This is a genomic window from Allobosea sp. AK1 (genome assembly GCF_006714945.1).
Classification (GTDB): domain Bacteria; phylum Pseudomonadota; class Alphaproteobacteria; order Rhizobiales; family Beijerinckiaceae; genus Allobosea; species Allobosea robiniae.
Genome location: NZ_VFMG01000001.1, coordinates 4,175,701 through 4,189,075, shown reverse-complemented (window position 1 = coordinate 4,189,075; position 13,375 = coordinate 4,175,701). Strand labels below are relative to the sequence as shown.

General features: G+C 67.1%; 12 protein-coding genes. 7 read left to right on the top strand and 5 right to left on the bottom strand.

The features are described 5' to 3' along the window. The first annotated feature begins 106 nt into the window (after nt 1-106). Nucleotides 107-862: a DUF3750 domain-containing protein gene (locus FHT98_RS20130; protein WP_142115064.1), complete on the top strand. Its 756-nt coding sequence runs from the start codon at nt 107-109 to the stop codon at nt 860-862. 13 nt (nt 863-875) lie between these two features. On the opposite strand, the gene FHT98_RS20125 is transcribed toward FHT98_RS20130, so the two are convergent. Continuing rightward, complete coding sequence (locus FHT98_RS20125) at nt 876-2,159, bottom strand: cystathionine gamma-synthase family protein (protein ID WP_142115063.1); 1,284 nt, start codon at nt 2,157-2,159, stop codon at nt 876-878. A gap of 133 nt (nt 2,160-2,292) precedes the next feature. On the opposite strand from FHT98_RS20125, the gene FHT98_RS20120 reads away from it, so the two are divergent. Continuing rightward, nucleotides 2,293-2,763 (top strand): Lrp/AsnC family transcriptional regulator, encoded by a 471-nt coding sequence (locus FHT98_RS20120; RefSeq protein ID WP_061964482.1) that lies wholly within the window; start codon nt 2,293-2,295, stop codon nt 2,761-2,763. Between the two features lie 6 nt (nt 2,764-2,769). On the opposite strand, the gene FHT98_RS20115 is transcribed toward FHT98_RS20120, so the two are convergent. The 3 genes from FHT98_RS20115 to FHT98_RS20105 all read right to left on the bottom strand — a co-directional run bounded on the left by FHT98_RS20115 (nt 2,770) and on the right by FHT98_RS20105 (nt 5,959). After that, nucleotides 2,770-3,654: an alpha/beta hydrolase family protein gene (locus tag FHT98_RS20115; protein ID WP_142115062.1), complete on the bottom strand. Its 885-nt coding sequence runs from the start codon at nt 3,652-3,654 to the stop codon at nt 2,770-2,772. 11 nt (nt 3,655-3,665) lie between these two features. Continuing rightward, nucleotides 3,666-4,673 (bottom strand): alpha/beta hydrolase, encoded by a 1,008-nt coding sequence (locus FHT98_RS20110; RefSeq protein ID WP_142115061.1) that lies wholly within the window; start codon nt 4,671-4,673, stop codon nt 3,666-3,668. A gap of 134 nt (nt 4,674-4,807) precedes the next feature. Beyond that, nucleotides 4,808-5,959: an alpha/beta hydrolase gene (locus tag FHT98_RS20105; RefSeq protein WP_248309262.1), complete on the bottom strand. Its 1,152-nt coding sequence runs from the start codon at nt 5,957-5,959 to the stop codon at nt 4,808-4,810. A 130-nt stretch (nt 5,960-6,089) separates the two neighbouring features. Here FHT98_RS20105 and meaB point away from each other — a divergent pair, with 130 nt between their 5' ends. After that, a complete protein-coding gene (meaB, locus tag FHT98_RS20100) occupies nt 6,090-7,079 on the top strand; it encodes a methylmalonyl Co-A mutase-associated GTPase MeaB (protein WP_142115829.1) in 990 nt (329 codons plus the stop codon). A gap of 85 nt (nt 7,080-7,164) precedes the next feature. Further along, nucleotides 7,165-8,535, top strand: coding sequence for a TIGR03808 family TAT-translocated repetitive protein (locus FHT98_RS20095; RefSeq protein WP_142115060.1), 1,371 nt, complete (start codon nt 7,165-7,167; stop codon nt 8,533-8,535). 4 nt (nt 8,536-8,539) lie between these two features. Here the strand turns inward: FHT98_RS20095 and FHT98_RS20090 are convergent, their stop codons facing one another. Further along, complete coding sequence (locus FHT98_RS20090) at nt 8,540-9,538, bottom strand: asparaginase (RefSeq protein ID WP_142115059.1); 999 nt, start codon at nt 9,536-9,538, stop codon at nt 8,540-8,542. Between the two features lie 140 nt (nt 9,539-9,678). Between FHT98_RS20090 and FHT98_RS20085 the strand changes: the two genes are divergently transcribed. The 3 genes from FHT98_RS20085 to FHT98_RS20075 all read left to right on the top strand — a co-directional run bounded on the left by FHT98_RS20085 (nt 9,679) and on the right by FHT98_RS20075 (nt 13,306). After that, on the top strand, nt 9,679-10,503 hold the full coding sequence (locus tag FHT98_RS20085) for an alpha/beta hydrolase (protein WP_061964494.1): 825 nt from the start codon (nt 9,679-9,681) through the stop codon (nt 10,501-10,503). Between the two features lie 52 nt (nt 10,504-10,555). Next, on the top strand, nt 10,556-10,792 hold the full coding sequence (locus FHT98_RS20080) for an Lrp/AsnC ligand binding domain-containing protein (protein ID WP_061964496.1): 237 nt from the start codon (nt 10,556-10,558) through the stop codon (nt 10,790-10,792). A 213-nt stretch (nt 10,793-11,005) separates the two neighbouring features. Then, on the top strand, nt 11,006-13,306 hold the full coding sequence (locus FHT98_RS20075; RefSeq protein WP_142115058.1) for an NADP-dependent malic enzyme: 2,301 nt from the start codon (nt 11,006-11,008) through the stop codon (nt 13,304-13,306). The last annotated feature ends 69 nt before the right edge of the window (nt 13,307-13,375 follow it).

Here is a 13,375-nt window from a genome sequence, read left to right as displayed (position 1 = left end):
TTCCCCTCGGCATCAACCGCCAGCGGCCGCGACCGAACGCCCGCGCACAGGCAAGCTGCGCCTGACGCAAGCGTGAACGACCGCATCCTTGCCGGCTCGCGCCGCCATGCACATACCGTACCGCATGCGCCTGTTCCGCCGCTTCCTGCTGTTCTTCGCGATCGCCTTCCTGCTGCCGCTCGCGAGCCATGCGGGCTGGTGGTACTGGCAGACGCATGCGCCGGACTGGCGACGCGCCGATTGGACGAGTGCCAAACTCCTGCCCGCGGCTTCCGTAGAGCCCGAAGCGACGGTGCACGTCTTCGCCGCCCGCGTTGGTCGCTGGCGCGGCATCTTCGCCCATCATTCCTGGATCGTAGTGAAGGAGCGCGGCGCCAGCGCCTATACGCGCTTCGACGTCGTCGGCTGGGGCGCGCCGCTCAGGGTCAACCATCGCGAGGCCGATGGCCGCTGGTTCGGCAACATGCCGGAATCCGTCGTCGAAATCCGGGGTGAGGCAGCGGAGCGCCTGATCCCGCGCATAAGGGCAGCCGTGGCGGATTACGCCTATTCCAGCCCCGGCAGCTATCTCGCCTGGCCGGGCCCGAACTCGAACAGCTTCGTCCAGCATGTCCTGGCCGAGGTGCCCGAGCTCCATCAGGCGCTGCCGCCGACAGCGCTCGGCAAGGACTGGCGCGCCGACGGCCTCTTCGCCGGGCTGACCGCCAGCCGCACCGGCATCCAGGCTTCACTCTACGGTCTTGCCGGCGTGACCGTGGGCTGGGTCGAGGGCATCGAGATCAACCTGCTCGGCCTCGTCGCCGGGCTCGACCTGCGCAGCCCGGCGCTGAAGCTGCCGGGCTGGGGGCGGGTCGGCGTCTAGAGCATCGAAGCGGTCAGACCGCCTCGAAGGCCTGTGCGAGATCCGAGATCAGGTCCTCGATATTCTCGATGCCGACCGAAATGCGGATCAGCGCATCGGTCAGGCCGATTTCCTCGCGCAGTTCGCGAGCGACGCCGGAATGGGTCATCGCGGCCGGGTGAGAGACCAGCGTCTCAGTGCCGCCGAGGCTGACCGCAAGCTTCATGATCTGGAGGTTGTCGAGCAGCGCGAAAGCCTCCTTCTCGCCGCCCTTGACGTCGAAGGCGAAAGTCGAGCCCGCCGCCGTGCACTGGCGGTCGAAGACGGCCTTGCGCGGGTCGCCGTCCTTGAGATTGCCGAGATAATGGACCCGGGCGACCTTCGGATGGCTCTCCAGGTATTCCGCCACCAGCTTGGCGTTCTCGTTGGCGCGGCTCATACGGATGTCGAGGGTCTCCAGCGAGCGCATCAGCATCCAGCAGGAATTCGGATCGGCCTGCGTGCCGAGCGAGCCGCGCCAGGCCTTAACCTGCCGCACGAGGGCTTCCGAGCCGCTGATCGAGCCGCCGACAAGGTCGGAATGGCCGCCGACATATTTGGTCAGCGAGAGCAGCGAGAGATCGGCGCCCTGCTTCAGCGGCTTCTGGTATTTCGGGCCGAGCATGGTGTTGTCGACGACGACCGGCGGGCGATGGCCCTGCGACTTCTCCAATTCGTCCGCAATCATCTTGCAGGCGGCGAGGTCGACGAGGCCGTTGGTCGGGTTGGCCGGGGTCTCGACCAGGATCATCGCAACGCGGCCCTTGGCGGAGGCGGCGCGCGCGACATCACGCATCTGCTCGATATCGAGCCCATCGGTGAAGCCGAAGGGCGTGACGCCGAAGGCGCCCATCTGGTTCTTCAGCAGCGTCTCGGTGCCGCCATAGAGCGGGCGGGAATGCAGGATCGTGTCGCCCGGGCGCAGGAAGGCGAAGCAGGTCGTCGCGATCGCGGCCATGCCCGAGGCGAAGACGGCGCATTTCTCGGCCTCGTCCCAGATCGCCAGACGATCCTCGAGGATTTCCATGTTCGGGTGGTTGAAGCGCGAATAGACGAGGCCGGGCTTCTCGCCGGGCTTGGGCTGGCGCCGGCCGGAGGTGAAGTCGAAGAAGTCCTTGCCCTGCTGGGCGTTCTCGAAAACGAAGGTCGAGGTCAGGAAGACCGGCGGCTTCAGCGAGCCCTCCGACATGGCCGGCGAATAGCCGAAGCCCATCATCAGCGTCTCGGGATGGAGCTTGCGGTTGGCGATCCGGTCCTTGTGGTAGTTGTCTGCGCTCATGGCCGTCTCCCTTTAGATCCTGCAACGCAGGCCGGTTTCTGCCGCCAGATTATTCCGATCAGCGCGCCATTGCTTGGCCGATCAGCATCATCCTACTATGCGTTGAGCAGCTTTCTGCTCAATTTTGACAGGGATGGAGCATATCGTGCTCGACAGCATCGACCGCCGGATTCTCGCCGTGCTGCGCGAGGACGGGCGCATCACCAACCAGGACCTGTCACAGCGCGTCGGGCTGTCGCCGACACCGTGCCTCAGGCGGCTGAAGCGGCTGGAGGAGACCGGCGTCATCCAGGGCTACACGGCCGTGGTCGATCCGAAGGCCTATGGGCTGCCCTTCAGCGTCTTCGTCTCGGTGCGGCTGACCCAGCAGAACCAGGAGCAGATATCCGAGTTCGAAAAAGCCGTCGAAAGCTGGAGCGAAGTGGCCGAATGCTACCTCATGACCGGCTCGCAGGATTACCTGCTGCGCGTCGTCACGGACGGCATCGAGGGCTATGAGCGCTTCCTGAAGCAAAAGGCGACGCGGCTGAAATGCATCCAGTCAGTCGAATCCAATTTCGCGCTGGCGACGATCAAGAAGCGCTCCGGCCTGCCCCCGGTCTAGACGCTATCAACGGACGCCGAACAGCTCGGCTCCGGCAGCCTCGGCCATGCCGCTCTGCTGATGTGCCACGCCCGGCACGACGACCTCGCGCCAACGAAGCGTCACTCCGAGGCGGCGCGCTTCGTCGCGGGCCGCGGCCATGAAGTGCTCTCCGCGCGCGAAGCGGGTCGGCCCCTGCTCCTCGGCACCGCGGGATTTGTTGAGCTGGGGATGGTCGGGATCGGTGTCGCGGTCGCCGAGCATCACCAGCATCGGCTTGGACAGCGCGGCTGCGAGCGTGGCGTCCACAGCCGGGGTGCCCTTCAGCGAATAGGGATAAGCGCGCTCGCCAGCGAGAACCGGCAGCGTGTAGTAGCCGGCATTCGCCACGGCCGCCGCCGCAATCCTCGCATCCGGCATCAGCATGACCATGCGGTGCACGAACTGGGCACCGGCGGAGTGGCCGAAGATCGTGTAGCTACCTCCGGCGACGCGGCCGCTGGCGCGGGCGACATCGAACAGCCTCTCGATCAGGCCGAATGTCCATTTCGCCTTGTCGGGTTCGCCGCGCACATTGCCTTGCTGGAAGCGGCGGCTCGAAAACTGCTCCTTGTCGAAGCGTGGGGCGAGGACGAGGAAACCGCCTCGGTCGGCAGCGGCCTTCCAGGCGTCGCGGGCGCCTCTCGCATTGCGGCCCATGCCGTGGATCGCAATCAGCAGCGGGCAGGGCTTGGCCGCGCAGGCCGGCGGCGCATAGGTCGAAACCGCGACGGTGGCCGGCAGCGGATCGGCATAGCTGCTTTCGGCCGGCCCGGTCCCGGCGAAGAGCGGCAGCGTCTCGGCAAAGGCCGAGTGGAGGCCGAAGCCCGGCGCAAGCACGACGATCGCCAATGTCCCGATCAGCCGCAGCATTCTGCGCTCCTTCAGGCGCCGCCACGGTCCATGGCGCGGCGCACGACCTGGGTGACTTCGCTGTTGGACAGGAAGAGATCGTGACGCAGCATGCTCCAGCCCCGGCCGGAGGTGTCCGCGACCCTGACGCCCAATGCTTCCAGCCGCGAGCGATCCGCTGCACCGGCCCGCGCAACGCCGCCGGCGATGCGGGCGGAGACGGCCAGTGCCCGGTCACCGGGGTCGATGATCACGGTCATGCGCTGGGCCAGGGGGCCGATCTTCTTCACCGTCTGCTCGAAGGCGTCGATATCGACATCGGGTGAGGCCAGCACGACCGAACCGATCCGGGCGTAGATTTCCCGGGAATCGCGCAGCTCGCGCAAGCCTTCCAGCGTCAGGAAGGTTCCCATGGAATGGGCAACGATGTGGATGCGGCCGACGGTCGGGTTGGCGACAAGCGCCTGCAGCGACTGGACGAAACCGTCGCGCGACCAGAGCGCGCTCTCGCGGTCGTAGGCGTAGTCGAAGAGCTTGCCGCCGGAGGGCCAGGTGAACAGGACCGTGCGACCCTGGAACTCCAGCGAATGGGACAACTGGCCGGCGCTGCGGGCGGCCGTCTCGAAGCTCTCGTTGAAGCCGTGGATGTAAAGCAGCACATCGCGCCCGTTCACGGCGTCCGCGAGTGCCCGCGTCGCGTCCGCCGTCGTTTCATGCGAAATGCCGAGCACGGCCCAGTCGCCGCTCACCGCCGAGGAGACACGCCCCGCGATGCCGCGCCCGGGCGGCGACAGTTGCGCCTCGGCGAAGGTCAGCGGGCCGCGATCGGTATTGAAATAAGGCGTCGCGTTGCCGGTCGAGCGGCGCGTCGTCATGACGAGCAGCCGCGGGTCCTTGCCGAGCGCCGAGGTATCGGCGCGTTCCGGCTCGGAGAAGGGCGACACACTCGCCTCGCTCTGCGCGCAGGCGGCAAGCCCGAGCGGGAGGAACGCGGCGAGCGCCAGCGAACGGCATGAGAAGGCGCGCCTTGTAACGGGCATGGAGAGAGGCATCCGGTCAGAATTTGAGGGGCCGAACTAGCAGCCGCACCTCTAAAGGCAGGCCAACGCGGCCAGAATGGGGCGAGAGTGCTGCCGCCTACACGAAGCAGCACCCGCGTTGCACCAAGGCGACATCACTGCGTGGCGCCGGAGATGATGGTGATCGGTGCGGTGACGACGAGCCCGACGGTCGATCCCACCGTGCCCATCACGCCGCCGGCGACGTCTCCCAGCCTGTCGCCGAATTGCGGCCCGGCGAAGCCAATGCCCTTGTCCTGCTGCAGCCGCTGGCCGATCATCTGCACGACCTTCGGCGAGGATGCGAATTTCGCATGGTTGAGGCTGTCGCCGGAGGAGACCTCGGAGAGGTCGATCAGCCTCACGCCAAGCTTTTCCAGCTCCGCGATCGTCTCGGTATCTTTGCTCGACACCGCGCCCAGCCGCTTTTTGTCACCGGCGAAGCGCCGGGAGAAATCGAGCGCCCGGTCATCGGCCGAGACGAAGACCGTCACCGGCCGCCGGATTTCGCGCATCTGTGTCTTGAAGACGTCAAGATCGACGTCGGGCGCCGCCAGCATGACATCGCGCAGCTTGCCGCCGAAAGTCCCGTCGCCGCGGATTGCAGCCTGGCGGAGCGTCTCCAGCGTCAGCAATGTGCCCATTGAATGGGCGAGGATGTCCATGCGCGACGGGCCGAGATCCCGGGCGATGGCCCGCAGGTTCAGCTCGAGGAAATCGCGCGAGTAGAAGGCGCTTTCGCGATCATAGGGATAGGCAAGGAGCTGTCCGCGCGAGGGCCAGGTGAACAGCACCGGCACGCCCTTGAAGCCGGAATCATAGACGATCTGGGCGAAGCGATAGGCCGCATCGGCGAAATTTGTGTTGTAGCCGTGGACGAAGACCAGCACGTCGCGCTGGGAGGCAGGCCGCCGCGCCAGCTCTTTGCGCACGTCGGAGACGATCGGCGCGAGATCGAGCTTCTGGAGATTAGTCGCGGTGAAATGCTTCGCCGGGTCACCCGGTCCCGAATCGGGCAGCTCCAGATTCCCGGACTTGTGGGTAAGCGGCACGGTGATGTCGAGCCGGGCGAAGGAGAGCTTCGGCCCGCGCTCGCCGCTGAAATAGACCGGCTGCGCCGAGGCCTCGCGCGTCGTCGCGACGTAAATCTGGACAGTCCCTGCGACCTCCGCCTTCGGAGCGGAGCTCAGCTCCAGCACGCGCGGCGTGCCGCAGGCTGCGAGCGCCAGCGGCAAAAGCAGAACCAACAGGAAACCACGAAGCCGCATCGCCACGCACATCATCGCCAAGTCGTCTCATCGCTGCGGCGGATTCACAAGATGCGCACATGACACAGTGATGAAGCAAGTGGTGCAAGGACGCCTTGTCGCCCGCGCCGGCAGCTTGCTAACTGGCGGCATGGTCGACAGCAGCAGCTCCCCATCCGACACCCTGCGCGATGCCATTCTCGCCGGCGAGCGCGCTGCGCTGGCCCGCGCGATCACTCTGGCGGAATCGCGCCGCGCCGACCATCGCGAGCAGGCGCAGACCCTGATCCAGCAGTTGCTCCCTCACACCGGCCGGGCGATTCGGGTCGGCATCACCGGCGTGCCCGGCGTCGGCAAGTCGACCACGATCGACGCGCTCGGCAGCCACCTGACCGCGGCCGGACACAAGGTTGCCGTGCTCGCGGTCGACCCCTCGTCTTCCCGGACCGGCGGTTCGATTCTCGGCGACAAGACGCGGATGGCTCGGCTCGCGGTCGATCCCAATGCGTATATCCGCCCCTCCCCCTCCTCGGGCACGCTGGGTGGGGTCGCGGCCAAGACGCGCGAGACCATGCTGCTCTGCGAGGCCGCCGGCTTCGACGTGATCCTGGTCGAGACTGTCGGCGTCGGCCAGTCGGAGACCGCGGTCGCCGACCTCACAGACTTCTTCCTCGTGCTGATGCTGCCCAATGCCGGCGACGAATTGCAGGGCATCAAGAAGGGCATCATCGAGCTCGCCGACATGATCGCGGTCAACAAGGCGGACGGCGACGGCGCCATGGCCGCGCGCGCAGCCGCCGCGCAATACAAGGCCGCGTTCCATATCCTCGCCCCCGCCTCCCCCCTGTGGAGCACGCCGGTCGTGACGATCTCGGGGCTGACGGGGCTCGGCCTCGACAAGCTCTGGGCCAGGATCGAGGACCACCGCGCCCGCTTCGAGGCCAAGGGCCTGATCGCCGAGAAGCGTCGCCGGCAGGATGTGAAATGGATGTGGGCGATGGTGCAGGACAGGCTGCAGGCCAGGCTCCGGCACGACCCGGCCCTGAAAGCCCGCACGCCGGAGCTGGAGGCGGCCGTCGCCGCCGGAAAGCTCCCCCCGACATCCGCCGCCGACGAGATCGCGCGGGCGCTGGGGCTGTGATCCCGGCGCAGCGAGCCTCGGTGCCAGATCGGCACAGGTGAAGCTGGCACAGAGCTTGATCCGCGCCGGCCGAACAGGAGTTTCCATGGTGCTGTCCCGACGCAACGTGCTGGCGATGGGCCTTTTCGGCACGGCCTCGGTCGCTCTGCCCGCCGCTGCGCAATCGCGCGGCGCAGCCGCCGGCCCGCTCGGCCATCTTGGCCTAGATGCCGGCCAACTCGGCTTACGGCCCGGTGCCGCGGAGGATCAGTCGCGGCAACTCCAAGCTGCCCTCAAGCAAGCTGCTGCGCGCGGCGCGCCGCTTCTCCTGCCGCCCGGCCGCTACCGGATCGGCGGCGTCGCCCTGCCCGAGAACGCCAGGATGATCGGCGTGCCCGGCGAGACGCATCTCGTCACGGCCAGTGGCCAGCCCCTCCTGATCGCACGCAATATTGGGCGGGCCGCGCTTACCGGCCTGAGCTTCGACGGGCTCGACATCCCCGCTGCCCAGCGAAGCGGGTTGCTCATGGCCGAGAACGTCGGCGAGATCACCATTTCCGGCTGCGCCTTTGCCAAGGCCGGCTCGGTCGGCCTGACGCTTGACCGCTGCGGCGGGCGCGTCACCGCGAGCCGGTTCCGCGACATGCGGGACGCGGCACTGTTCGCGATCGATTCGAAGGGCCTCACGGTCGAGCAGAACCGAGTCGAGGATTGCGGCAATAACGGCATCCAGATCTGGCGCAGCCAGCCGGGCGACGACAGCTCGATCGTCCGCGGCAATCATGTGATGCGCATCCGCACCGATAGTGGCGGCAGCGGCCAGAACGGCAACGGCATCAGCGTCTTCCGCGCCGGGGGCGTGATCATCGAGGGCAACCAGCTGCGCGACTGCGCGCTGAGCTTCATCCGCAACAATTCCGGCTCCGGCGTCCAGATCCTCGGCAACCAGGGGCGGCGCTGCGGCGAGGTCGCGCTCTACAGCGAGTTCGCCTTCGAGGGCGCGATCATCGCCAACAACCATGTCGAGGACTGCGCGTCGGGCGCCTCCATGACCAATCTCGACCAGGGCGGGCGCATGGCGGTCTGCGCCAACAACATCATCCGCAAGGCGACGCGCAAGGCCGTCCCCTACAGCAAGGAGCCGACCGGAGGCTACGGCATCCATGTCGAGGCGGAAGCGGCGGTGACCGGCAATGTCATAGAGGACGCCAGCGATATCGGCATCGCGCTCGGCTGGTCATGGGGCATGCGCAATCTCGCCGCCACCGGCAACGTCATCCGCAAGACCGGGATCGGCATCTCGGTCTCGCTGGTGCCCAAGGAACGCAACGCGCTGATCGCCAACAACGTCATTTCCGAGGCCCGCGACGGCGCCGTGATCGGCACAGAATACGGCAAACCGGTCACCGGCGACCTGACGAAGGCTCCCGACGCGAGGGCCTCCGGCATCGTGGTCGCGAACAACGCGGTGCGCTGAGGCCTCAGGCCGCCGGCGCGCGAATCCGGCCGACCTCGATGCCGTTCCAGTTCTTCAGTACGGTCTCACGCAGCGGCGCGAAGGCTGCCTGCGTGGCATCGTCCATCGGCAGGAAGCGGGCGATCAGGGCGCCAAGCGCGATCTCGGCGGCACGACCGGCGCCATCGTCGCATTTCAGGGCGATGCCGTAGCCGAGTTCCGGCAGCGCGGCGCAATAGACGCCCTCGGCCCCGGTCTTGGTGAAGGCGCGCGCGCCGAGCAGATCCATCAGGCGCGTGTCGTAGCGGCCCGTGCCGGCGACCATGAAGGGGTGGGCTGCAGCGGCCGCCCGGATGCGCGCCGCCGCCTTTGCCCGCTCCGGCCCGAAGCCACGGCCGGTGCCGAGCCGGGCGAAACCCAGCGCCAGCGCCGACAGCGGCACGGCGTAGGATGGGATCGAGCAGCCGTCGGTGCCCATCCGATCGGCACTATGGACGGCGCCGGTCACGGCTTCCAGAGCGCCGCGCACGGCCTGCTGCACGGGGTGGCTCGCCTTCACATAGCCGGCAGGGTCCTCATCCATGTTGCAGGACAGGCAGACGAAGCCGGCATGCTTGCCCGAGCAATTGTTGTTGAGGGCGCTCGGCTCGGCGCCAGACTTTGCCAGGGCGCGGGAGACGACCTCGTTCGACGGCCAATGCGCGCCGCATTCGAGGCAGCCGGCATCGCGGCCGGCCTTGCGCAGCATCGCCAGCGAGGTCTCGGCATGGAGCGGCTCGCCGGAATGCGAGGAGACGGCGAGCGCGATCTCGGCCTCGGTCAGCCCGTAGCGGTCGGCGGCGCCGCTCTCGATCAATGGCAGTCCCTGGATCGCCTTGACGGCCGAACGCGGAAACACCGGGCGCTCGACATCGCCCGCCGAGAAGACCACGCCGCCATCGGCATCGACGACGATCGCCGCGCCGCGATGGCGCGATTCGACGACATTGCCGCGCGTGACCTCGGCGAGAACGGGATTTTCCATGGCGACCTCCATTGCCCTTTGCGCCGGGCTTGCCGCCTTTTGGAGCCGGAGCGGGGTCCTGTCAAAAGCGCTGGCGCGAAGGGCGCCGGGCTGCCACGGTGCGGCCCAGCCAACCCACGCCCTTCAGCGATGGAAGATCGATGTCGCCGGACTACGAGACCGAGTACAACAACCGCGCCCGCGTGCCGGAACATCCGGGAATCATCGCCGGCTGGCAGGCCGATGCCGCCGCCTACCGTGCCGAGGCCCTGCGCGAGCTGGACGTCTCCTATGGCGAGGGCGAGCGCCAGGCCTACGACCTGTTCAAGCCCGAGACGATCCGCGGCAACGCGCTGGTGATGTTCATCCATGGCGGCTACTGGCAGGCGCTGGACCGCAGCTATTTCTCGCATATGGCGCGCGGGCTGAACCGGCTCGGCCTGCCGGTCGCGGTCGTCGGTTACGATCTCTGCCCGCAGGTCCATCTCGGCCACATCGTCTGGGAATTGCAGCAGGCGGCTGCGGCGCTGTGGCGGCGTTTCGGCCTGCCGGTGATCGCGACCGGGCATTCCGCCGGCGGCCATCTCAGCGCCTGCACGCTTGCCACCGACTGGAAGAATGTCGACCCGGACCTGCCAGACCAGCTCGTGCCGGCAGCCTATGGCATCTCCGGCCTCTACAACCTGAAGCCCCTGACCGAGACCAGCATCAACAAGGCGCTGAATCTCGACCTGGCTGCCGCGGAACTGGAAAGCCCGCTGTTCTGGCCGGCGCCGTCGCGGCTGACCATGGATGCCGTGGTCGGCGGCGCCGAGAGCGACGAGTACCACCGGCAGAGCCGCCGCCTCACCGATGTCTGGGGGCTGGAAGGCGTGACGACGCGCTACGAGGAAATCCCCGGAGCCAACCATTTCACCGTGATCGCCGGACTGACCGATCCGGAGAATGCGATGACCCGACGGATCGCCGCGCTCGCCGGCGCTTGATCTTACCACGCAGAGGATTCTATCCAGACCCAACAGAGTTTCGGAGCGCGCGATGCAGACCTTCTTCGTCGAGATCAAATGCAGGCTCGGCAAGACCTATGAGGTCGCCAGCGAACTGGCCGATCGCGAGATCGCCTCGGAGATCTATTCGACCGCCGGCAACTACGACATCCTGGCCAAGTTCCACGTCGCGGCCGATGTCGATATCGGCCATTTCGTCGCGCAGAAGGTGCAGTCGATCCCCGAGATCGCCGACACCCATACGATCATCACCTTCAAAGCGTTCTGAATTTCGCGCCGACGGCGCTGGGGATTTATCGAATCGTTTCCGGCGCTTGCGTGCGGGTTCTCGCATGCCGATTCAGCATCTTGCCAAATTGATTCAAGTTCGCAGCCGCCTCATCCTTTCCGCCCCGGCGAAACTGCTGGCGGCGCCGACGGCTTGACGGCGTGGGGGCTTTCGCGCGACCAGCATCCTTCGGACTGCAGGGATCCTCGCGCCATGAAAAGCACGCTCTCCACTGATCTGCGCTCGGGCGCGCTCGTCTATCACCGCCAGCCTCGGCCGGGTAAGCTCGAGATCCAGGCGACCAAGCCGCTCGGCAACCAGCGCGACCTGGCGCTCGCCTATTCACCCGGCGTCGCCGCCGCCTGCGAGGCAATCGTCGACGATCCCTCGGAAGCCGCCGAGCTCACCTCGCGCCAGAATCTCGTCGCCGTCATCACCAACGGCACCGCCGTGCTCGGCCTCGGCGATATCGGTCCCCTCGCCTCCAAGCCGGTGATGGAGGGCAAGGCCGTCCTCTTCAAGAAATTCGCCGGCATCGACTGCTTCGACATCGAGGTCGAGCAGAAGAACATCGAAAAATTCGTCGAGGTCGTCGCAGCGCTGGAACCGACCTTCGGCGGCATCAATCTCGAGGACATCAAGGGGCCGGAATGCTTCGAGATCGAGGAGCAGCTCAAGGCCCGGATGCAGATCCCCGTCTTCCATGACGACCAGCACGGCACGGCGATCATCGTCTCCGCCGCGGTGCTGAACGGACTCGACCTCGCGGGCAAGAAGATCGCCGACGTCAAGATCGTCGTCTCCGGCGCGGGTGCCGCCGCGCTCGCCTGCACCAACCTGCTGGTCGAGCTCGGCGCGCAGCGCCAGAACATCTGGCTCACCGATATCGACGGCGTGGTCTACAAGGGCCGCAACACGCTGATGGACCGCTGGAAGGAGGTCTACGCGCAGGAGACCGATGCCCGGACGCTCAGCGACGTCATCGGCGGCGCCGACGTCTTCCTCGGCCTTTCCGCGGCCGGCGTGCTCAAGCCCGAGATGGCCAAGCAGATGGCGACGAAGCCGCTGATCCTGGCGCTGGCCAACCCCAATCCCGAGATCACGCCGGAAGATGCGCTCGCCGTCCGCCCCGACGCGATGATCTGCACCGGCCGCTCGGACTATCCGAACCAGGTCAATAACGTCCTCTGCTTCCCCTACATCTTCCGCGGCGCGCTCGACGTGCAGGCGACGACGATCAACGAGGCAATGAAGCTCGCCGCGGTGCGCGCCATCGCCTCGCTCGCCCGCGAGGCGACCTCCGACATCGCGGCCCGCGCCTATGGTGGCGAGGCCTCGACCTTCGGCGCGAACTCGCTGATCCCGAACCCGTTCGATCCGCGCCTGATCATGCGCATCGCGCCCGCTGTCGCCGAGGCGGCGATGGTGACCGGCGTCGCCCGCAAGCCGCTGGTCGATGTCGAGGCCTATCGCGAGCAGCTCTCGCGCTTCGTCTTCCGCTCGGGCTTCCTGATGAAGCCGCTGTTCCAGAAGGCCAAGGCCGACCCCAAGCGCGTGATCTACGCCGAGGGCGAGGACGAGCGCGTGCTGCGCGCCGCCCAGGTCGCGCTGGAGGAAGGGCTCGCCGTGCCGATCCTGATCGGCCGCCCGAGCGTGATCGAGACGCGCATCCAGCGCTTCGGTCTGTCACTCAAGCCCGGCGTCGACTTCGAGGTGGTGAATCCCGAGGACGATCCGCGCTATCGCGACTACGTCCAGACCTATCTCGACATCGCCGGCCGGCGCGGCATCACACCGGAGGCCGCCCGCTCGCTCGTGCGCACCAACAACACCGTGATCGCGGCGCTCGCCGTCGCCCGCGGCGAGGCCGATGCGATGATCTCGGGCCTCGAAGGCCGGTTCATGTCGCGCCTGAGGCACATCAAGGACATCATCGGCCTGGCTCCAGGCGTCTGCGACCTCGCGGCGATGACCCTGATCATCACCAACAAGGGCGCCTTCTTCATGTCGGACACCCATGTGAAGCACGATCCGACGGCGGAGGAGATCGCCGACATGACCGTGCTGGCGGCGAGCCATGTCCAGCGCTTCGGCATCGACCCGAAGATCGCCCTGCTGTCGCATTCCGATTTCGGCGCGGCCGACACGCCCTCCTCGCTGAAGATGCGCAAGGCGCTGAAGCTGATCCGCGAGCGGGCGCCGCATCTCGAATGCGACGGTGAGATGGAGGCCGATACCGCCCTCGTGCCCCTGATCCGCGAGCGCGTGCTGCCCTCCTCGACGCTGAAGGAGATGGCGAACGTCCTGATCTTCCCCAATCTCGACGCGGCCAACATCTCCTACCAGTTCGCCAAGGTGATGGCCGACGCATTGCCGGTCGGGCCGATCCTGATCGGCACGGCCAAGCCCGCCCATATCCTCACCGGTTCGGTGACGGCGCGCGGCGTCGTCAACATGACGGCCGTCGCCGTGGTCGAAGCCCAGGAAAGCGCGGCGGAAGCGGCCAGCCGTTGAGCCTATAGCCACCCCCTGACAAACAACGAGCGAAAACCGCGGCCTCGCCGTCGTTTTCGCGCTTGGCAG